The 20,798-nt window shown below is 43.3% G+C and carries 19 protein-coding genes; 5 read left to right on the top strand and 14 right to left on the bottom strand.

The genetic code is table 11. The annotated features are described in order from the left end of the window. Positions 1-2 precede the first annotated feature (2 nt). From NYE58_RS05175 to NYE58_RS05140, 8 genes are all read right to left on the bottom strand, one after another. Entirely contained in the window at positions 3-938 is a 936-nt protein-coding gene (locus NYE58_RS05175; protein ID WP_036676610.1) for a glycosyltransferase, read from the bottom strand. A gap of 25 nt (positions 939-963) precedes the next feature. Further along, a complete protein-coding gene (locus tag NYE58_RS05170; RefSeq protein WP_076129267.1) occupies positions 964-1,656 on the bottom strand; it encodes a sugar transferase in 693 nt (230 codons plus the stop codon). A 30-nt stretch (positions 1,657-1,686) separates the two neighbouring features. After that, positions 1,687-2,577: a UTP--glucose-1-phosphate uridylyltransferase GalU gene (gene galU / locus NYE58_RS05165; protein WP_042185171.1), complete on the bottom strand. Its 891-nt coding sequence runs from the start codon at positions 2,575-2,577 to the stop codon at positions 1,687-1,689. A 149-nt stretch (positions 2,578-2,726) separates the two neighbouring features. Further along, positions 2,727-3,368 carry a CpsD/CapB family tyrosine-protein kinase gene (locus NYE58_RS05160; RefSeq protein ID WP_076129268.1) on the bottom strand — a complete coding sequence of 214 codons (642 nt, stop codon included), beginning with the start codon at positions 3,366-3,368 and terminating at the stop codon, positions 2,727-2,729. Then, positions 3,352-4,089, bottom strand: a complete 738-nt coding sequence (locus tag NYE58_RS05155) for a YveK family protein (protein WP_076129269.1) — start codon at positions 4,087-4,089, stop codon at positions 3,352-3,354. Before NYE58_RS05155 ends, NYE58_RS05160 begins: the two co-directional genes overlap by 17 nt. 265 nt (positions 4,090-4,354) lie before the next feature. Next, on the bottom strand, positions 4,355-4,990 hold the full coding sequence (locus tag NYE58_RS05150) for a response regulator (protein ID WP_036676623.1): 636 nt from the start codon (positions 4,988-4,990) through the stop codon (positions 4,355-4,357). A gap of 23 nt (positions 4,991-5,013) precedes the next feature. After that, positions 5,014-6,660, bottom strand: coding sequence for a sensor histidine kinase (locus tag NYE58_RS05145; RefSeq protein WP_076129270.1), 1,647 nt, complete (start codon positions 6,658-6,660; stop codon positions 5,014-5,016). 317 nt (positions 6,661-6,977) lie between these two features. Continuing rightward, positions 6,978-7,832 (bottom strand): helix-turn-helix transcriptional regulator, encoded by an 855-nt coding sequence (locus NYE58_RS05140; RefSeq protein ID WP_341001237.1) that lies wholly within the window; start codon positions 7,830-7,832, stop codon positions 6,978-6,980. Between the two features lie 84 nt (positions 7,833-7,916). Between NYE58_RS05140 and NYE58_RS05135 the strand changes: the two genes are divergently transcribed. Further along, positions 7,917-9,848, top strand: coding sequence for a glycoside hydrolase family 20 zincin-like fold domain-containing protein (locus NYE58_RS05135; RefSeq protein ID WP_076218271.1), 1,932 nt, complete (start codon positions 7,917-7,919; stop codon positions 9,846-9,848). A gap of 53 nt (positions 9,849-9,901) precedes the next feature. Here NYE58_RS05135 and NYE58_RS05130 read toward each other — a convergent pair whose 3' ends face one another. After that, complete coding sequence (locus NYE58_RS05130; RefSeq protein ID WP_076137149.1) at positions 9,902-10,195, bottom strand: hypothetical protein; 294 nt, start codon at positions 10,193-10,195, stop codon at positions 9,902-9,904. Positions 10,196-10,296: 101 nt separating this feature from the next. Here NYE58_RS05130 and NYE58_RS05125 point away from each other — a divergent pair, with 101 nt between their 5' ends. Together NYE58_RS05125 and NYE58_RS05120 are read left to right on the top strand one after the other, a co-directional pair. Then, positions 10,297-11,232, top strand: coding sequence for a hypothetical protein (locus NYE58_RS05125; protein ID WP_076218272.1), 936 nt, complete (start codon positions 10,297-10,299; stop codon positions 11,230-11,232). Positions 11,233-11,326: 94 nt separating this feature from the next. Further along, positions 11,327-11,566: an NHLP leader peptide family RiPP precursor gene (locus NYE58_RS05120; RefSeq protein ID WP_170914256.1), complete on the top strand. Its 240-nt coding sequence runs from the start codon at positions 11,327-11,329 to the stop codon at positions 11,564-11,566. 10 nt (positions 11,567-11,576) lie between these two features. Here the strand turns inward: NYE58_RS05120 and NYE58_RS05115 are convergent, their stop codons facing one another. Next, positions 11,577-13,379 (bottom strand): sensor histidine kinase, encoded by a 1,803-nt coding sequence (locus NYE58_RS05115; RefSeq protein ID WP_248547921.1) that lies wholly within the window; start codon positions 13,377-13,379, stop codon positions 11,577-11,579. Between the two features lie 227 nt (positions 13,380-13,606). After that, positions 13,607-15,505, bottom strand: coding sequence for a sensor histidine kinase (locus tag NYE58_RS05110; protein WP_076218274.1), 1,899 nt, complete (start codon positions 15,503-15,505; stop codon positions 13,607-13,609). Between the two features lie 257 nt (positions 15,506-15,762). On the opposite strand from NYE58_RS05110, the gene NYE58_RS05105 reads away from it, so the two are divergent. Beyond that, entirely contained in the window at positions 15,763-16,167 is a 405-nt protein-coding gene (locus NYE58_RS05105) for a hypothetical protein (protein ID WP_051490926.1), read from the top strand. 89 nt (positions 16,168-16,256) lie between these two features. Here the strand turns inward: NYE58_RS05105 and NYE58_RS05100 are convergent, their stop codons facing one another. Beyond that, positions 16,257-17,483 carry an MFS transporter gene (locus NYE58_RS05100; protein WP_076129276.1) on the bottom strand — a complete coding sequence of 409 codons (1,227 nt, stop codon included), beginning with the start codon at positions 17,481-17,483 and terminating at the stop codon, positions 16,257-16,259. Positions 17,484-17,693: 210 nt separating this feature from the next. Between NYE58_RS05100 and NYE58_RS05095 the strand changes: the two genes are divergently transcribed. Then, positions 17,694-18,353, top strand: coding sequence for a peptidylprolyl isomerase (locus NYE58_RS05095; protein ID WP_076276857.1), 660 nt, complete (start codon positions 17,694-17,696; stop codon positions 18,351-18,353). A gap of 134 nt (positions 18,354-18,487) precedes the next feature. On the opposite strand, the gene NYE58_RS05090 is transcribed toward NYE58_RS05095, so the two are convergent. Then, positions 18,488-19,594 (bottom strand): Glu/Leu/Phe/Val family dehydrogenase, encoded by a 1,107-nt coding sequence (locus tag NYE58_RS05090; RefSeq protein WP_076276830.1) that lies wholly within the window; start codon positions 19,592-19,594, stop codon positions 18,488-18,490. Between the two features lie 204 nt (positions 19,595-19,798). After that, complete coding sequence (locus NYE58_RS05085) at positions 19,799-20,731, bottom strand: manganese-dependent inorganic pyrophosphatase (RefSeq protein WP_076129278.1); 933 nt, start codon at positions 20,729-20,731, stop codon at positions 19,799-19,801. Positions 20,732-20,798 lie beyond the last annotated feature (67 nt).

Here is a 20,798-nt window from a genome sequence, read left to right as displayed (position 1 = left end):
CCTCACCCCGCTGCGGAATGCCTCTCCCGATTGAGAATCATATGAAGCGTTCCACGAATACTCTCCAGCCTGCATTTATTCAAAAGCCTTCTTCCTTTACTTCTTGAGAGGATAGAATCAGCCAGGATATACACGAGCTTAGCGGCTGTCTTTCCCACTAGAAGCAGCTTGCCTTTTAGTCCTTCGCTTTTCATAGCGTTAGAGATACCTTGGCTATAATAGCGCCTCATAATCCAGTCTTCCGTCAAACGGGCCGCCGGAACGAAATGGTCAACCGCCATTTCCGGATGGTAGAGGATGGAATGCCCTTCTTTTTGAATCTGTCCGAATAACCAGGTCTCTTCACCAGAGAGCAGAGAATCACCCTTTCTTCCGAGATCTAGGGGAAAAAGACTGATGTCGAATACGAGCTTCCGCATCGCCATATTGGCCCCACAAGGATGAAGTTGCTTCGGATATTCCTTAATCCGGCTACCTAAATCAACAATCGTGTACGGAAGCTCAAAGGGTTTAATCAACCAGTCCGGACGTTTACTTTCAAATATCGGAGCGATTTTGCCTCCCATAGCCATGACCTCCGGTTTACTCTCGAAAGTACTGACAATCGTTGTTATCCAACGCTGGCAAGGTATGGCATCATCATCGAGAAAGGCAATCAGCGGCGATTTGGAAGCCAGAATTCCTGTATTTCTAGCCGCTGAAAGCCCCTGCATCGGCTCCATCATGTAGCGGATATCCACATCAGCTCCATGCTTTCCTATAAACTTTTTGACGCAAGCTTCAGTATCATCCTTGGAACAATTATCCACAACAATGATCTCCGCCTGCTCTAAGTGATCCAGCTTTAAAAGTGACTGAAGCGTCTTGATCAATAAAGGTGCTCTGTTGTAGGTACAGATGATAATGGAAAGCTTAGGAACGTCTCCGTATTCACGCATCGGCATTCACCTAATTTCCACATTATTAATAAGCATCTTTTGAACCGAGTAACATCAGTCCGGTTTTAGCAATGATTTTTAGATCCAGCATGGTGCTCCGAATATGGATGTAGGTTAAGTCCAGCTGTACCATTTCGTCGAAGCCGACACTGTTTCGGGCATTTACTTGCCAATATCCGGTACAACCTGGAGTAACCGTCAAACGCTGTTTGTCATAATCCGTATACTGAGCCACCTCTTCTGGCAGCGGAGGACGAGGACCGACCAGACTCATTTGACCTATCAGCACATTCCACAGCTGAGGTAGCTCATCGATGCTCGTCTTGCGCAGGAATCTCCCTATTTGTGTGATCCGCGGATCGTTCTTAATCTTGAACATGGCACCGCTCACTTCGTTATAGGCCATCAGGTTTTCTTTTAACTCCTCAGCGTTACTGACCATGGATCTGAACTTATACATCGGGAATTGCTTTTCATTCTTCCCAACCCGGTTTTGCCGAAAGAACACCTTTCCTTTCGGATCCTCCAGCTTGATCAGAATCGCCACGACAACAAATAATGGCATTAACACGAGAAGACCAAGAGCGGAAAAAAAGATATCGATCATCCGTTTCATTATCAAATAGGACTCTGCTTCTTTCCTTCTCTCATCGGTATGCAGCATGTAAAGTTTCGGCAGGACCGCCTCGTAGTCTTCCGGCAGTTTTTGCATGCTCATCCTCCTCATCTAAAATTTTGCGAACTCAACTTAACTACTCAAGCTGGTTTGTCCCATTTTATTCAGCCATTCCGCCATTGCATCCATCACCGGATAGCGCAAATCTTCGCTTTGCAGTGCAAATTCAAGTGTTGTCAAAATATATCCAAGCCGCTCGCCGACATCATATCTTGTTCCGTCAAAATTATAGGCATATACCCGTTCGCTCTGATTCAGCTTCTGAATGGCATCTGTCAACTGGATCTCTCCGCCAGCGCCTTCTTCCATCAAATCGAGATACTTAAAGATCTTCGGCGTAAACACATACCGGCCCATGATCGCAAGATTGGAAGGTGCCGTACCTAGTGGCGGCTTCTCTACAAAATTGTTAACCCGATACAATTTACCGTCCTGCAAATCCGGTTCAATAATACCGTAACGATTCGTGAATTCATCAGGAATCTCTTGAACTCCGATAACCGAGTTTTGTGTTTCTTCATATTGATCGATCAGCTGCTTAAGGCAAGGTACGGCTCCTGTGACGATATCATCGCCTAACATGACACCGAATGGCTCATCTCCGATAAACCGTCTTGCACACCATACGGCATGCCCGAGACCCTTCGGTTCTTTCTGGCGGATATAGTGAATTTCTACCTTAGCTGAACGTTGAACCTCTTTAAGCAGATCCAGCTTTCCATCTTCCAAAAGCCTAGACTCCAGCTCAAACGCATTGTCAAAATGATCCTCAATGGCTCTTTTACCTTTACCAGTAACAATGATGATATCTTCAATACCGGAAGCAATAGCTTCCTCAACAATGTATTGAATGGTTGGTTTATTGATAATCGGAAGCATTTCTTTAGGCATGGCTTTCGTTGCAGGAAGAAAGCGCGTACCTAGTCCTGCCGCGGGTATGATTACTTTTTTTACCTTTTTCATCGCACTTTACCTCCTAAAAGTTTTGTGAGCATTAGCTTCAATGATTTGACTTCGTACAAAACTCACTTCGAAAGCATAAACTTAAGTTTTGTGAGCATTAGCTTCAATGATTTGACTTCGAGCAAAACTTACTTCGAAAGCATAAACATTTACTTCGCCTGGTTCATGGCAATTCCGATTAGATTAGAGCCGGTCTGTTCAAGCAGCGTCTTCGCTTTGCGAATCGATTCCCGTTTGGACTTTCCGTATCTGGCCACCAGAATCACGCCGTCCGCTTGAGGTGCCAATATACGAGCATCACTGAAATCGACTGCCGAAGGAGAATCCAGCAGGATCAGATCGTAGTTTTCTTTTAGTTCCTCAAGCAAAGCGGTCATTTTGGGGTTTCCCAGCAAATCCGGCGGACTAACATGAGTTTTTCCCGCCGGGATGACTGACAGATTGGCTAAGTTTCCGAGGACTGCGATGTTATCTGCTTCCTCTTGCCCACTTAAATAAGCCGCAAGCCCGTCACTCCCCTCTACTTCAAACACGGTATGAAGACCGGGATGTCTCAGATTGCAGTCAACCACCGCTACCTTCTTGCCGTCCTGGACGAAAGAAACCGCGAGATTCGACAAGATTGTCGTCTTGCCTGCCCCAGCTTCTGCTGATGTAAAGAGCAGCACTTTTCCACCGCCGCCCTGCGCTAGTTCAAGCTGACGTATATATGTGCGCAGTGATCGGAACGATTCGGAGATATGCGAGGATGGATTAACGTCTGTAACCAGACTCTTATTTAGCCGCAACATAAGCACCCTCCTTCACTCTGGTGTCGCCTGCCGCCTTACCCAAATCACGTTTGCGAATGGTTGCGATCGAAGCAATTACCGGTAGACCAAGGTCATATTCCGCTTCCTTTTCAGACCTTAATGTGCCATTAAGTGTTTCCATCAGCAAAATAATTCCTAATGCAGCCATAAGGGATACAACAAAGCTAATGATGAGATTCATCGCAAACCCGCCGTTCGAGGGCCCTGGAACATCAGTCGGATCGGCCGGTGTCAGCAAGGTAACATTGTCTACCCTCATCAGCGACGGCAATTCTCGAATGAATGTCTGCGATACCGCATTTACGATCCCGGCAGCTTTGGTGTAGCTTTCATCCTGAACATTGAGGTTGATCACCTGACTCTTCTCTGAGGTTTTAATCTCAAGCTTCTGACTTAGTTCATCGGCCGTGAGACCAAACTCCGGGTGATTTTCTATTACGCTTTTCATGATGGTTGGTGATTTCATAATTTCCTTGTAACTCTCAATTAAATTCAGGCTAAAGCTCAAATCGTTAAGATTGTTGCTCTCGGGAGCTTTGGCAATGTTGTTGACAAGCAGCTGTCCGGAAGCGGAATAGACGGGTTCAACGAAGTTTTTGCTAACATAGTAAGTCGTAGCACAGGAGATCAAAACGAACACCATGATGAGCCAAAACCTTTTTTTAATCAGGTTAATGTAATCCAGAATCGTCTTTTCCACAGTAACCCTCCTTCCGCTAAAATTACATTCTGAAAGCATTCATGAAAGTTTCAGTTGTTGCTTTAATTCTATCAATCCACACCATTCGCCACATGGCTCATACCATCACTTTCCTCTTCACTTTGGAGTAAGACGTTATACCTCTTAAGAGGGGGATTAGGTATACTTTAGTGCCATATATAGGGCTAATTTAAGTTTTAACGCACAAAAAAACACGGACAACCTGTCCGTGTTCATGTACAATGCTTACGAATTATTTCAATTTTCACTCGTATGACATTTCATATTTGGTTAATCCGACAGCATTTGCATAAAGCGCTGCCTGTGTACGATCAGCCACCTGTAATTTTGCTAAAATCTGACTGACATGCTTTTTCACCGTAAATTCGCTAATGAAAAGACGTGAAGCAATTTCTCTGTTGCATGCGCCCTGTCCCAGCTCGATCAGGACTTCCTTTTCTTTGGGTGTCAATTCATCCGTTGGGCTGCTTCCACTCATGCGCATTTTATCTTCCATCAGACCAGGATCGTAATACTTTCTTCCCTTGTGCACCAATTGGATAGCAAACAGTAACTCCTCAGGCAACGCCTCTTTCAGTACATATCCATCTACCAGTACTTCTTCAGCCTTCAGGAAATCCTCTCTGCTCGCAGATGACGTCAACAAAATGAACTTACTAACGATACCACGAGCACGTGCTGTCTTAATGACATCCAATCCCGATTCATCTGCTAGCTTAAGATCAATCAATACGAGATCAGGCTGCGTCTCCTCAATCACAAGAAGCGCTTCTTGGCCATTCGTTGCCTCACCTGCAAACTGCACATTCGGCTGCATTGAAATGACAGATGCCAGTCCTCTTCTAACTAAAGGATGATCATCTACAATGACGATTTTCACAGAAACGACCTCCCGCCTAAAGTTTATGCATTCTTTAATTCAGCTACACCGACAGGAATCGAAATCATAATTCTTGTTCCTGTGCTCTCATTACTGGACAACTGAAAGTCGCCGCCGAGCGACTGGGTCAAATATTGCATATTCTTCATGCCAAGTCCGCTTACACTATCTTCAGATTCAATCCATAACAAATCAGTATCAAAACCAACACCATTATCACAAATCAATAATCGAATCCAAGTCGGCTTCAGAGACAGTTCTACCTCCACTCGACTGGCAGCACCATGCCTGATGGCATTACCAGTGGCTTCGGAGATAATCCGAAAAAGCGCTTTGTGGTAAGGATAAGGGAGACTGAAATCATCGCCCGTTATTTTTAAATCAATATCAACATCATTTAACCTGGATAAGCTCTTCAAATGTGATCTTACCATGCCCAACCAAGTAGGACCGCCACTCTTCTTGGAGCTAAGACTGTAGATCGTGATCCGCAGTTCTTTAGCAACCTTTGTGGCAGAATCATGAATAAGCTCTATTTGTTCTTCTAGCTCATGATCTGACATTCTCTTCCACGATTCCTTCAGCGAATGCGTCGCATACACAATACCAAAAAGGCTCTGCGATACACTGTCGTGCATTTCATCCGCAATCCGGTTCTGTTCGTTCGTGATGATCAACCGGTTCTCGATCACACCAAGCTCATGTCTTTCAAGAATATTCGCACTTAGCTCAGATAAGAATATCAATTGTTGAATATACCATCTGCGGCCTTCCAGCCCCTCTGTAGACTCCAGCTTGAGTCCAATCATCCCTACAAAACGGGTGCTCATCCGTACAGGCATCAGCAGGAAATCTCCTAATCCCGGCAGATTTCTAAAAATAGGCTCTCGCTGCAATCTCCATTCATGCTCATGTTTTCCCAGTTCTGAGAATAGGAACTGTTCCTCTTCCTGCTGCCAGCCGGTCTGCCTGCTCTGCGGAGCTGGTTCTCCGCTTTTCTTGGCGAACCAAAACAAAGCCTTATCCAGCTTCGTTAGCTTAACAACATAATCGGTGATCACTTGACCGATATTCATGAAATCATGTTGGCTTGAGGTTTCCACGATATGGTACAGGGATTTGATATGCTCCATCGTCTCTTTCGTGCGGGCATTCGATTCTTCACGTTGCCGCTTCATCCGATTAACGATCTGCATTATTATAACCGTAAGTACCAGTGTTAGAAACAGATTCCCATTTATAAATACAATTTCCAGAAAATTTCTGTTCGCAGAATTGATAAAAAAATAACAGAGCACCGCAAAAATACTGATGTAGCTTAAGAGCAACGACCATCCAAAATAAATGGACAATGACCCTGCAGCAATCAATACAGGATTTAGCACATAAAGCCTAAAAGAGCTTTCGTACCCACCCGTAAACAAGGTCAATGCGATAATTCCCACCATCTCTATACTAACAGCCAGGACGAGAGTCTTCGGCCTGCTGCGTAGCCTTCGATAACAAAATGAGAACGTTTGTGCAAACATAACAAGTATAGCAATAATAAGTGATTTATAAATTATGGAAGGTCCCGTCTGATCTAGAAGATACATGAGTGATGTGAGGGACAATGAAAAATACCTGTAATACGCAATCAGTTTGTCTTCTGCAGTTGGTTTGATTTTCATCCCACCACCCTATTCTCCAGTTTTTTGGAAAATGTAAGATTGTACTGTGCTCGATAAAAGCATCATACATGAGAAAAATCACAATAACAAGTTGACATTTCCCATGTTTGCGCTTCCATTTGAAAATTAGTTACAAAAAATTTATTATTTTTTTAGTGGGTTTTATCACTAAAATTTGGAATTTTATCCACTATAGTTAATAAGAACTAACGTATTTATGTAATATTAATCCATAATTTTCAACATATCTTATAAAACGACAACAATTATACAAATTATAACAATTGCTGTTGGGACTCTAGTAGGATGATGTCGATTTAAATGTTATTCCGGCAAAGCTGGGGTGCGATCCCCATATATTTTTTAAATAAACGAGAAAAATAGAACGGATCATTATAATGAAGCATACTAGAAATTTCCTTAATTTGTAATGAGGTGTTGAAAAGCAACTTTTTGGCTTCCGCCATTTTTAGACGGTGAATATATTCATGAAGCGGGTATCCACTGCTGCGCCGAACAAGACGACGAAGCGTAGACATCGAAACATGATGTTTTGCCGCTATTTGTTCTAGGTCCATTTCACCATAAATGCATAAGTTCAGGTCTTCCCGAATCTGACGCATAAAATCAGCCTGAGAATTCCAACTTTTTTCTTCTATTATAAAAGAACACTCCAGCAGCATTCTTTCGAGCAATAATGCTGCCCGATCCGCATCTACAGGTTCTCCGCTCTCCATCCGTTCCAGCACTTCTTCAAATAAGGTAGTAAGACCTACTATAGATTGGGCTTGAAAAACATTTCCCCCGGCTATGAGGCCCGATTCCAGCCATTCCGATACACGCGTGCCATTAAAGTTAATATAATACTCATCCCAGCTGCCTCCCGGTGGTGGACCAAAGTTATAACTGTAACCTGGGCGGAAAAAGTATAAGCTGCCTTCACGTACCTGCTGCTCTTTTCCCCCAATCTCCATGTAGGAGCCACTACCTGACACTATGTAAACAATGGCCCAGTGCTCAAAAACTACACCTGAACGGAATAACGTTCTTCCTGGCAGATGTCCTGCCTGTCCCACCCTTATATTCTTGAGCTTCAGCTTGGAGGATTCAACCTTCGGATCAATAATTCTTATTGGATATGGACTGATCATATAATCCATGTGCTTGGACATTATAGGCATTCCTCCCCTTGTTTAGTAGTGATAAGGTTATTGTGAAGATGATCATATTCTACATGAATAAGAGGTGTCCACGCTATGCTTAATCATTCTACACTACTGCTTTTCCCTAATCCGCGTGAAATCACATTGTCACAAGGCTCCTTCCATTTCCCAACAAGCGGAAGCATCGTACTTCCTAATATGGAAGAACAATCTGCCATGCCAGCTGCACGAAAACTACAGGAAGTAATTGCACAAGCATTGAATCTGCAGCTGACTTTATCCATTGGCTTACGTCCAACCGTTGTATCTGTCTGTAACTTTAACTATGTGCCATTATTGTCTGCACAGGCGTATGAGATTGTTGTCGATCAGAAGGGTATCGTTGTCTCCTATAGCTCTCCTGTAGGCGCCTTCTACGCAGCAGCAACCCTGAAACAAATCATAGAACAAAGTGGAAAATCTATACCTCAGCTGCATATTCGCGATGAACCTGATTTTGGAGCCAGAGGCCTGCTCATAGATATCAGCCGCAATAAAATCCCGAAGCAAGAAACCTTGTACCGGATCATTGACCTTATGGCTGATTTGAAGATGAATGAACTTCAGCTATATATAGAAGGTGCTCCGTTCGCTTATGAATCCTTCCCTCAAGTCTGGGAGCTTGAAACCCCAATTACCGGAGAGGAAATCCTGCTTCTGGATGCCTATTGCAAAGCACGTTATATAGAGCTTGTTCCCAATCAGAATAGCTTTGGGCATATGGAGGGCTGGCTTTCTCGTCCAGAATTCAACGCTTTAGCTGAAATTCCCGAAGGCTTTATGCTTCCGAAGAATTTGTATGCGCAGGACGTTTATCCAGAAGGCTTATTTATGCACCCTGGTACTTTTGATACCGAAGATCCTAATGTACTACCTCTGCTAGACAAAATGTTTGACGATCTGCTGCCCTACTTTAGCTCCAATCAGTTTAATGTAGGCTGCGATGAGACCTATGAACTCGGCCTTGGTAAAAACAAAGCTCTGGCTGAAGCTCAAGGCAAAGGTCAACTCTATTTATCATTCCTGCAAAAGATTTATGAGTTGGTTACAAAACGTGGCAAAACGATGCAATTCTGGGGCGATATCATTATCCAGCATCCCGAACTGATTCCTCAGCTTCCTAAGGATATTATTGCTATGGAATGGGGTTATAGCGCGGAGCATCCCTTCGAGTCCGATACGCTCAAATTCCGTGAAGCAGGTATTCCTTTTTATGTCTGCCCAGGCACCAGCTCATGGAACTCCATTACAGGACGCACGGACAATATGTTAGCCAATCTGCGCAGTGCAGCTATTCATGGCAAAAACAACGGTGCTATCGGTTATCTCATTACGGATTGGGGAGATTTTGGACACTGGCAGCATCTGCCGGTTAGCTATGCCGGCTTCGCCTACGGCGCAGCCCTATCCTGGAGTGTAGATCATAATCTGGAAGCAGATACTGCACAGTATTTAAATAGATTTATTTTTGCAGATCGTTCTGAAGGAATTGGCCAGCTGCTCCTGGATCTCGGCAATTACTATCAGCTTGAATCCAGTATCAACCGTTCGAATGATGCAGAAATGTCCCTGCTGCTGCGTACCCATCTGGACAATTTCCTAATCATAGAGAAGCTTACTGAGGAACACTTCAATCATCTCGAAGAATATCTGCTCTCCATTGAGGCGCGGCTATCGGGGCTAGATCTTCAATGCGAGGATGCTGCTCTTGTGCTGAAAGAATTGAGTAATGGCATCCATTTCGTGAAGCATGCTGTGCAGCTTGGCAGAATCAAGCTACAGTTGACATCAGCACCAGATTCGCTTGATCCTGCGCTGATTACGAAGCAAATCAATGATCTTGATGTACTCCTTCACCAATATCGTCTCTTGTGGACGGAACGCAACCGGCTCGGCGGCTTGGAGCAAAGTATCTCGAAACTTCAACGCCTGCGTAGTCAATATGAAGCATTAAAATCAGAGCTCTCCGCATCCGTAAGTTCCTAATCCCTCTTATTAAGATTCTCTATATAGCTGCTGTTGGGTAATCGAACGTTGAACTAACGTTTTCGGTTCGCCCAGCGCAGCTCTTCATATTGATTCTCAAGCATCTCCCGCTCACGTTGCTCGTGTTGTTCCCTGCCAATTCCCTCCTGCTGGCTTTCCTCATCCTCATAGATTCGCCATAGGTCAGAGAACAGATAGTCTTTGATTTCTACCACTTTTCCCTGCAGGATTCCGTTTATCCAAAAAAGTCCTGTGGAGGTACGCATAACCATGCGGCCATCCGGTGTTTCCGCCTTTTGACCCATTCGAATCGCCATAAGCATTTGGCCGAAAGTATACCATTCCATATTTGCTAATACCTCCTAAATTTTAGTTGTAATGGAATAAAGAGAAAGCTATAATCAGGGCAAAAGAACCATTTTCGTAAAAATTTTATAGGAGGGTTGTTATGGATTGGCTAAATGACTACGAAGATGAACTACGCTTGGTATTCCAAGAAAGCAGACGGATTATTTCCGAATTTCCAGAACCTCTAAATCAACAAGGTATGTCCTATCTTGAGCATTTTAACGTATTTAACGCTGAAAGCCACAAAAACTACATATGTTATCTTTTACCCTTTTGGCTGCAGAAGGGATGCGGAATCTCTGCAGAGGTTACTCGCCAGATGTCGATGGGCAACGTCTTTTTTATGTTGTATTTCTTCATACAGGATGACCTGATGGACAGCCAAGAATCCTCCGCATACGAAAAATTGCCCTTGGCAAATTTGCTTTATGTCGAATTTTTAAATATCTACCGGATACTATTTCCGGAGCCATCCGCTTTCTGGATCTTATTTAATCGTTATATCATGGAGTGGGCAGATAGTGTTAGCAACGAAAATACCAGTGACTATTTTCTTAATGATCGGGTCAAAATTGCCTATAAAGCCAGTCCGCTCAAGCTATCCAGCACTGCTGCCCTTCTGATGTCTGGAAAGAGTGATTTAGTGCCGCAAGCTGAAGAGCTTATCCATTCAGTTTTGCTTACACTGCAAATGCTGGATGACTATGAGGACTGGAAAGAAGATTTATCCGCGGGCAACTATAATTGTCTTCTCTCCCTAACTCGCAAACATCTGCCAAACAGCAGTGCAGCTAAACTGACTTCGCAAGAGGTCGAATTTTATCTATTCACTGCAAATGGTCTACATACCTATACGCAATTAGCACACGACACACATAACAAAGTTACAGCTTCCGACCTTGATGCCCCTCATCTTATTGCGTTCCATTCCATGCTAGTAAGTAACTTACAGCAGATCTCTGATTCCATCGAAGCGGACAAGCAGCTCTTGCTAAACGGAGGATTATATCATTGGTTGTCAAAAAATGTCCATTAATTCTATTATTTTGTAATAAAAAGAATAGTATTAGTAGTTTTGCTATGTTATATTATTAAAGGTAAATATATACAATTTGGGAAGGGTGATTATTATGTCAGAAGCAATTCTTAGAAATCAAGTCATTCAAAAGGCATGGGAAGATCCAAGTTTCAAGAAAAGACTACTCTCAGACCCAAAAGCGGCTCTCCAAGAAGCACTAGGCGTAATTATTCCCGACAGCGTTACCTTGAAAGCCGTTGAAGAAGGCTCCAACGAATTCTATCTTGTAATTCCACCAAGTCCTACATCCGATGTATTGAAGGCAACCGCAGCACCACGCGGTTCGTGGTAAGACAACAAGATTAACCCCCTAAGGAGTGAGAATCATCCGGAGCTTCTGCCAATGGCAGTATGGTGATGGATTCGGTTCCCACTCCTTTTTTGCTTGTAAATTTCACTTTACCTTGCATAGCTTCGATGATACGGAAAGTGACCATTAATCCAAGACCTGTCCCTTTATTCTTTTTAGTGAAATAAGGCTCTCCCAATCGGTGCAGGACATCCGCGTCCATCCCTTCCCCGTTGTCTTTGATATGAATGATTACGTTCTCCTCTTCCGCATACACCGACATATAGATAAACCCTTCGTCACGGAAAGATTCAATGCTATTTTTGATAATGTTGATGAAGGCTTGCTTAAACTTTGAGGAATTCCCCTTCACCCATAATTCGCCCGATACATCGAGAATCATTTTTCCTCCATTTAAATGACAAAGCGGCTGCATAATACTCTCAATATGCTTAAATTCATTATACAAATTCAGACTGGAAATCGTCTCAAATTCCGGTTTTGCGAAGGTTAAGAAATCCGTAATGATCCCGGAAGCACGATCCAGCTCACTAAGGGCCATCGACATAAATATTTCCTCTTCACCAACGGATTTCTCGCTAAGCAGCTGAAGGAAACCCCTAGTTACCTGGAGTGGATTCCGCACTTCATGAGCAACAGATGCAGCAAGCTCGCTAATAATTTCCATTTTTTCTGAACGCTGCAATTCGTTGTTAAAACGCTCTAATTCTTTAGAATAGTTAACAACCTGTTGATGGCTATAGGCTAGTCTTCGCTCCAGAATTACGATCAAGGAGATTATGAAGGCAACAATGCCCCACTTCCACAAGAATAAATCATAGTTCCCCTTATGAATGTAATACCACAGTAACTCTGACACTACAGTAAATGCAGCCGTTCCAAAGCCAATGGCAAAAATGATAGCGTCCCTATTCCCTTTAAGCGAAAATATAATCACACATACGATCAGCAAGATGAACTGAAGGATGAGGATGAACCCGATAATAGTGGTAGATACAAAATAATAAAACTCAATATAGCTATTATTCGATAGAAAATTGATCAAAAGACATAGCAAACAAAATGAGGAGTAAATGACTTGAAATTGACGAAAACGACGGACGATCGCATATTTTCCACTGCCAAATATTTTTTCAAATAAAAGAGTAAGCGCCGGTAAAAGTGAGAATAAAGCCAAATCAAGAAATACATTACTAATCGCGCCTAAATCGCTGTAAAAGGTATAAATAAAAGGAGAATAGGTTATCGAGAGAATTCCGGTTGAACCTATTACAACGGCTAGTGAAGCCACACTGGAAAAATAGTCCCTATTAATGTAGAGAGAGCTTATAAATAGAACGATAGCCACAAGAAAAAAAGCACAGCCCAAAATCACATCGCTGAGTCCATTTTTAATATAATCATTGATTAACAGGTTGTGTTCACCGATCACCACTTCATTTTTAATTCCGATTCTATCCTGCAGCGTTTCAGTCCAAATGTATAATGTTTTCCCACTATCGCTTTGACTCAAAGGCAACAACAAAGAATAGTTATCCTTAATATAATTACGATCTTCCTCGAAGATCAAACGGTCGTTCACATACACCTTCACATGAAGAGCATATAGAGTATCAATGTAGATTGAAGGGGAGATATAACTAAAGTTAGGTATGGAAATACGAGTCCAAGAAGTGGATACGCCTGATGGCAGATGTGGGATTTCCTTCGTAGCATTCACATTTATCCAATACTGCTGGTCATTATTCTGTGGAACCTCTACGCCGCTGTTTTCGGTTCCATCGCCCCATCTCATCTGCCAACTGGTAATTTCTTGGGATGGATATGGGGTCGCTGCTGATACAACAATTGAACTATATCCTATCAGAAGGAGAGTAAGAGCTATTGCTATATGTAGGACTTTAATCATCAAGCGCATATATGCACCTCAGAAGTAAGTATCAGAAACAATATTCTGTCTGTACTACTTCGCTCAGCCCCTCACTCTTTCCTTCTAAAAAACGGAATTATCATAAATTACTTCTAAATTCTTCTAAGTTCTGGTATTTTTACTATAATTTCAGTCCCTTCCCCTTTCTCACTGCGAAACTCAGTGCATCCCTCCATCGCCTCAATAATCCGAAAGGTTACCATCAGTCCAAGCCCCGTTCCTTTGGTCTTATTGGAGTAATAAGGTTCCCCTAACCGAGCCAGCTCATTCCGGTTCATCCCTTCCCCATTATCATGAACACTGATTATTATATGTTTTCCAGACTTCCAGGCTGTGACTTTAATCAGCCCATTGTCCTTTAAAGCTTCGATGCTATTTTTGAGAATGTTGATAAACGCTTGCTTGAACTTGGCAGATGATCCAGTAACGTAAAGTCCTGGCTGCAGATTAAGTTCAATGACGCCCCCTTGCAGATTCGCTAACGGAGAAAGAATACCCGTCACATGCCTCAACTCTTCGGACACATCAAGCTGCTCTACGGTTTCAAGTCCTGGTTTAGCGAAGGTTAGGAAGTCTGTAATAATGAGCGTAGCTCGATCCAGTTCTGTCACTGCCATTTGCAGATATTCCCGCTCCTTTTGATCTGAACGCTCCCCAAGAATCTGCAGAAACCCCCGGGTAACCTGCAATGGATTCCGTACTTCATGGGCAACCGAAGCTGCCAGCTCACTAATAATCTCCATCTTCTCCGAGCGCTGCAAATCATTATTGAACTTCTCAAGCTGATGGGAATATTCAATAAGCTGTTCATGGTTTCGAGTAAACCTTCTTCCCAGAATGACGATTAAGGCAATTACGAAAATCACCATTCCCCATTTCCACCAATATAATTGATAGGATTGCCCCGATGCATAGAACATGACCAGTTCACTAAGAGACATGAAAGCAAATATTGAGAACCCTGAAGTAAAAATAACAGCATCTACATTGCCACGGTTCGCGTGTATAAACGCTAAGCTGATCAAAAGTATAATTTGTACAATCATAAGGATACCTAGCACACTCGTAGTCATCAATCGATAAAAGTCATCCACCTGATAGGACAGAAGAATATTAATAACCATTAGGGAAAAACAAAATACAGAATAGACAATTTGAAACTTACGGAAACGTGTAACGATTCTCTTTTTCCCTGGACCAAATATTTTCTCAAAATAAAATGTAAAGGATGGCAAAAGCGTATATAAAGCTACATCAAAGAAAACAAGTACGATCTCTCCATAATCGCCGAGGATTGTCGGCAGGAACGATGAATACGTTACCACTAAGACGCCAATGGATAAAATAATCAGCACCAATAGATATCCGCCTGAAAAATAGCCTTTTCTCATGAATAGCGAGCAGATCAGCAGTACAACCGCAATAAAAATAAGCGTCGTTCCAATGATCAGATCCATTAAGCCCTGCTTTACATAAACAGATAACAGCTCATCGTATTGGCCTACTCTTATTTCGCCGTGAATCCCTAAGTCTTTGCTGCCACCATGGGTCCATAAATATAGCTGTTGTCCTCCAACACTTTTGGACAGAGGAATGAAAACCTTACTGCCATTGAAATTAAAATCTTTTCCGGAATCATATATTAATTCGTTATTTAAATAAGCCTTAACATTATTTCCATATACTTTATCTATGAATAACGCAGATTTATCACTAATTTGTGGTAAAGTAAACCGCAGCCAGGCTGAGGTTGCTCCACTTGGAGTCTCTGGGCTTTTCCCATGAGGCATAACACGAGTCCATTCTTCATCAAGAGCTGCCACAGCTTCTTCAATATGATCTATTTCTATACGTTCAAATTTAATCTCCCAATTGGGCAGCGTAGAGTCTGATGATTCAGCACTCACTATCGCCGTACCAAAAGGAACCATAGCGGTCAGCAGTAGAATTAATAAAAAAGCAGCCGCTATATTGAGCTTTGGCAACTTCATCGTAGCACCTCAGTAATTCATTAGTTGTTTAAACGTTCATATATGCTTCTTAATTTCGACAAGCTTCGCACTATCCCTGCCTATTCTTGTAAATTTTCTCGAAAAAGAACGTTTTTCATCGGCTTTTGCTTTCACCCATTTTTTACTAATCCAATATAGACATACCCATTTATTGGATCAGCGATTCGATCATGGTCAAACGGGTAAAGATAAACATAGGAAGTTCAAATTTTATCATAAAAAAGGAGTGAACGGCTATGGATAGTTCACCAAATAAAACTGAAGCTGACTTTGAATATGAACGTTATATACAAGCTGATATGGATGAAGAGGATATTGTTGATGATGACGCAGATCCTGTCTTGGTTGGCGATAAATACTTGGCAGCAGATATTGGTTTAAACTCACCTAAGGATGTAATCGAAAGAGATGAGCTGGTGGAATCCGATGCATATCTAGCCGCTGAAACCGCAGGATTAACCCTAGATGATACGGATTATACTAAGGATGAGGAACTCTTGGAGATGGAAGAAGAAGATCAGCCGCTGGAGGATGTTCCAGATGCAGACGATGTATATCCAAATTCCATTATTGACCCTGCCTCCCCGCCAGTGGATGTTATGCCGGGAACAGACGTTTTGAACGGTTCGCAGGGAGAATAGCAGCTTAATATGAATAAAGCCGCCGGGCTGTGAGCCCGGCGGCTTTATGTTGTTTCTTCTAAATAACGACATGCTCAATGAGGTAGCAGTTAGCTCTGCATCGTTGTTGGCTGTTCTGCGGGACGAGCAGCGGCGATTTGCGCTTCCAGCTTGCGGGTCTTAACCAATATCGCTGCTACCAGCAGCATCACTCCATTGATTACAAACACCCAGCGAATTGGAATAACCGCGCCCAATAAGCCGCCGATAATCGGTCCAGCCATCGTCGCAAGCTGAGATGCCGCCTGATTCAGGCCAAAGGCCCGTCCACGGAATCCCGGCTCAATTACTTGTACAATCATGGCATTGACTGACGGCAGCACACCTGCATAGAACAAGCCGTATGCAAAGCGAAGGATAGCGAACTCTACATAGCCCGAAACAAAAAACTGTAGAATATTACCGATCCCGCCCCCGATCAGACCAATAAATAAGATCATCCCAAAGCCTTTTCGGCTGCCGAGTCTGCCCCACTGCGGAGCCATCAGCACCGTAGCAATCCCCACAGCAGAGAATACGATTCCCGAGCTTAGCGAGGCACTATTTTTGGAGATCCCCATGTCCAGTAGATAAATTGGGATTAACGGTTCCAGAATCATAACGGAGAAGGTACTGATTCCCGCCAGCGAGAGCAAAGTAATAAAAGCTCGGTTACTTCTCGCTTCCCTGATATCATCACTTACATGTGACCTTGGAGCCGAACGGTCGAAGTTCTCCTCTTTTGCAAAAAAAGTAGCAATGAGCGCTGAGATAAGTACAATACCCGCTGAGAATAAAAAAGCAATCCGGTTGCTGGTATAATAGCTCACTACACCGCCAATTAATGGCCCAATAATACTACCTGTCGCTCCGGCTGTAGACATAATACTTAAAGCGTACCCCGTCTTATGCTCAGGTGTATTGGTGGCTACCATTGCAATAGCTGCTGGAACAAAACCGGCAAGCAGTCCTTGCAGCACACGCACAATCAAAAAAACATAAGGATCATGTACAAAATAATTAATAAGGTATAAAGCTGCCAGACTAAAACCCGAGCGAATAAGCATCGGTTTCCGACCATACTTGTCGGCTAGCGAACCCCAATAGGGAGAGATTAAAGCGCTGGCAAGAAAGGTTATTCCAAAACTAACCCCTGACCAAATCTCCAAATGATTTGAAACCCCAAGTTCGTCGCTCAAAAAAATGGAAAGGAAGGGAATCGAGATCGAATAAGCTGTACTACAAAAGAAAACCCCTACCCAAAGCACGATCAAATTCCGCTTCCACGAAAAGAGCATCCTATGCACATCCTTTCTCGATGTTCTCTTTGGAAACATCCTACCATTGTAAACTTCTTTTTAAGATGTGCCAATCCCAGAAGTCATAACTGACCTTTGCATGTAATAGGACAAAGGAGGTATTATGGGAAGTACCTACGAGATTATTCAATAAAGAGGAGAGATTATTTAGTGAAGTCTACACGAACAAAATCCGCTATTCTTCTGATCATGTTATGCCTGGTCATGGTTATTGCGGCAGGTTGCGGTAACAAGCCAAACAATAACAATGCAAGCAGTAATAATGGAAGCAGCGGATCAGCACCTGGGGAAGGTGCAGCCCCAACTGAAGGCGTTCCTTCAGCTACGGCAAGTCATCCCTTAGTAACCATTGAAATGGGAGACGGGGATATCATCCAAGCTGAGCTATACCCTGAGGTTGCCCCTAACACCGTAAACAATTTCATCTCACTTATTCAAAAAGGATTTTATGATAACACTATATTCCATAGAGTAATTCCTAACTTCATGATTCAAGGCGGCGACCCTGATGGTACAGGTATGGGAGGCCCGGGTTACAGTATCGCCGGAGAATTCTCTGGCAACGGGTTCACCAATAACCTTCTGCATACAGAAGGTGTTCTATCCATGGCAAGATCACAGGCTCCTGACTCTGCCGGTTCCCAGTTCTTTATTATGGATGCAGCTTACCCTAGTCTAGATGGAAGCTACGCCGCTTTTGGTAAAGTAACTGAAGGAATCGAAGCTGTAAAAAGAATTGTGAGCCTGCCTCGTGACGGTTCTGATCGTCCAGATGAGCCACCAGTCATGAAAAAGGTGACGGTCGACACCTTCGGCGTCACTTACCCAGAACCGCAAAAGGTTCAGTAATTAGGAATAAGCAGAAACCACGTTACCGTCCTCGAAATAGAATAAACGTTTCGTGTAGAAATAAAAGAACATAAAAAACTCGGCAGTCCCTCCGAAGTTGTAATCGGATGGAAATTGCCGAGTTTTTTTACAGCTTATCCCCGCAGCGATCTTCTGCTAAGTGCATGTTGACCATTACGCAGAAAGGTGCTGCGGCTATTTCTTAATAGCGCTATCCGGTCCTCTGCAAGCTGGTTTGCAGCGGCATAAGTAGGTATTCCGTTCAAACGGGAAATTTCCATTACGCGGGTAATATTGTCGTAAATCTTCGCCACCTGCTTAAAGGCACGTTCCTTATTATAGCCGTTCAGCTCGTCCGCAATATTAATGACGCCACCTGCATTAATCACGTAATCTGGAGCATATACAATCCCCATCTCATGAAGTGCATCACCATGCGAGGAATCCTTCAGCTGATTATTAGCAGCTCCTGCAATCACTTTCGCCTTGATTAACCGTAAGGATTCATCGTTAATTGTCGCTCCAAGAGCGCAAGGAGCATAAATATCACAATCTACACTGATGATATCGCCTGGATCTACAGCCTTGGCGCCATAGGCCTCTACTGCACGTTGAACGGCTGGTTTATGGATGTCCGTTACGATAAGCTGTGCTCCTTCTTCATGAAGATGTTTGCACAGTGTAAAGGCCACGTTCCCCACACCTTGAACAGCTACTGTCTTCCCTTCGAGCGAATCACTGCCAAAGGCGGCTTTAGCGGCTGCCTTCATTCCTTGGTAAACACCGTAAGCCGTTGCTGGTGACGGATTGCCCGAAGAACCGTACGTAGGTGAGGTGCCGGTAACATAATCTGTCTCTTGATAAATAATGTTCATGTCCTCTTCCGTAGTCCCTACATCTTCAGCAGTTATGTACCGTCCATTTAAACCTTGTATGTATCTTCCGAAAGCACGGAACATGGCTTCATTTTTATCCTTCTTGGGATCTCCAATGATTACTGTTTTCCCACCACCCAAATTCAGGCCGGATACTGCATTTTTATAGGTCATCCCTTTTGCTAATCGAAGCGCATCAACAATAGCTTCCTCTTCCGTAGCATAGGTCCACATCCGCGTTCCACCCAGTGCTGGTCCTAGTGTCGTGTCATGAATCGCGATGATCGCCTTTAATCCCGATGCCTTATCCTGACAAAATAATAATTCCTCGTAGTCGTCCCGTTCCAATGCTGCAAACAATTCCATTTCCAATATCCCCTATCCCTTTGTCATATTCCTCATGCTGGTTCAAAGTTCATGCAATTGGAAGAGGATCAGTTGGATCCCCTCCCAAAATATTGTAGCAGAATACGCCGTAAAACAAAAAGAACTCATGTCACCATCTTAACTACTGATGGGGCATGAGCTCTTTTTATCCAATCTACTCTCATAGACAACTGTCAAAATGCTTTACAGTTTAGCAATCGTCTCTGTAAGTACCGGTACGATTTGTGATTTACGGGATACTACACCTTTAAGAAGGGCTTTATTGTCATCAAGCTTCACGTTGTACGCCTGTTCTACTGCACCTGCAACACGGCCCAGAGCCAGACCCACCGAATCGTTGTTGAGGATATCTGTAACTACGAACAGGAACAGATCCAATTCTTTTTCAGCAATAATGGAAGTCAGTGCAGTTTCCAGTTCAGCCTGCTTGGAGAGTACATCATTAACGTCAACCGCGTTCACTTGGGCGATTTCTACTTTGTATTCACCCATTTTGAATTCCTTAGCATCCAAGGAGATCAGTTGAGCGATACTCTTGTCGCTAAGATCAGCACCAGCCTTCAGCATATCAAGGCCGTAGCTTTCTGCATTTACACCAGCGATTTCAGCCAATTCGCGTGCTGCAGCTACATCTTCAGCGGTGCAGGTTGGAGATTTAAACAGCAAGGAATCAGAAATGATTGCAGACAACATCAATCCGGCGATGTCTTTAGGGATAGCTACACCGTTTTCTTTATACATTTTGTTAAGAATAGTAGCAGTACAGCCTACTGGCTCAGCACGGTAGTATAACGGATGTGCAGTCTCAAAATTAGCGATCCGGTGATGGTCGATAACTTCAATTACACGCACTCGATCAATGTCATTCGCACTTTGTTGGCGTTCATTATGGTCAACAAGAATAACCTGATTAGCTTCTCCAGCTACGTTCTCTACCAGACGAGGAGCCTCAACTCCGAAATGATCAAGCGCAAATTGCGTTTCACCACTAACGTCTCCCAGACGAACTGGCTCAGCATCCCAGCCTAATTCTTTTTTGAGTGCTGCATAAGCAATTGCCGAACAAATAGTATCCGTATCCGGATTTTTGTGTCCAAAGACCAATGTTTTTTCCATTTCCAATCTCCTTACTATGTTTTAGTGAGATTAATATACCATACATTGATAGCGTCTTCCAGATTGT

It is taken from the genome of Paenibacillus sp. FSL L8-0708, from assembly GCF_038009325.1.
Lineage (GTDB): Bacteria > Bacillota > Bacilli > Paenibacillales > Paenibacillaceae > Paenibacillus_AQ > Paenibacillus_AQ odorifer.
Note: the sequence above shows the minus strand (reverse complement) of the source record. Positions and strands in the feature narration are given on the sequence as shown.

Coding starts and splice junctions, on each gene's coding strand:
- NYE58_RS05120 (WP_170914256.1), top strand. CDS start 11,327: ATGTCAGAAGCAATTCTTAGAAATCAAGTCATTCAAAAGGCATGGGAA.
- NYE58_RS05145 (WP_076129270.1), bottom strand. CDS start 6,660: ATGAAAATCAAACCAACTGCAGAAGACAAACTGATTGCGTATTACAGG.
- NYE58_RS05105 (WP_051490926.1), top strand. CDS start 15,763: ATGGATAGTTCACCAAATAAAACTGAAGCTGACTTTGAATATGAACGT.
- NYE58_RS05135 (WP_076218271.1), top strand. CDS start 7,917: ATGCTTAATCATTCTACACTACTGCTTTTCCCTAATCCGCGTGAAATC.
- NYE58_RS05090 (WP_076276830.1), bottom strand. CDS start 19,594: ATGGAATTGTTTGCAGCATTGGAACGGGACGACTACGAGGAATTATTA.
- NYE58_RS05115 (WP_248547921.1), bottom strand. CDS start 13,379: ATGAGATGGGGCGATGGAACCGAAAACAGCGGCGTAGAGGTTCCACAG.
- NYE58_RS05140 (WP_341001237.1), bottom strand. CDS start 7,832: ATGTCCAAGCACATGGATTATATGATCAGTCCATATCCAATAAGAATT.
- NYE58_RS05085 (WP_076129278.1), bottom strand. CDS start 20,731: ATGGAAAAAACATTGGTCTTTGGACACAAAAATCCGGATACGGATACT.
- NYE58_RS05095 (WP_076276857.1), top strand. CDS start 17,694: ATGTTATGCCTGGTCATGGTTATTGCGGCAGGTTGCGGTAACAAGCCA.
- NYE58_RS05100 (WP_076129276.1), bottom strand. CDS start 17,483: ATGCTCTTTTCGTGGAAGCGGAATTTGATCGTGCTTTGGGTAGGGGTT.
- NYE58_RS05170 (WP_076129267.1), bottom strand. CDS start 1,656: ATGAGCATGCAAAAACTGCCGGAAGACTACGAGGCGGTCCTGCCGAAA.
- galU (WP_042185171.1), bottom strand. CDS start 2,577: ATGAAAAAGGTAAAAAAAGTAATCATACCCGCGGCAGGACTAGGTACG.
- NYE58_RS05110 (WP_076218274.1), bottom strand. CDS start 15,505: ATGAAGTTGCCAAAGCTCAATATAGCGGCTGCTTTTTTATTAATTCTA.
- NYE58_RS05125 (WP_076218272.1), top strand. CDS start 10,297: ATGGATTGGCTAAATGACTACGAAGATGAACTACGCTTGGTATTCCAA.
- NYE58_RS05160 (WP_076129268.1), bottom strand. CDS start 3,368: ATGTTGCGGCTAAATAAGAGTCTGGTTACAGACGTTAATCCATCCTCG.
- NYE58_RS05175 (WP_036676610.1), bottom strand. CDS start 938: ATGCGTGAATACGGAGACGTTCCTAAGCTTTCCATTATCATCTGTACC.
- NYE58_RS05130 (WP_076137149.1), bottom strand. CDS start 10,195: ATGGAATGGTATACTTTCGGCCAAATGCTTATGGCGATTCGAATGGGT.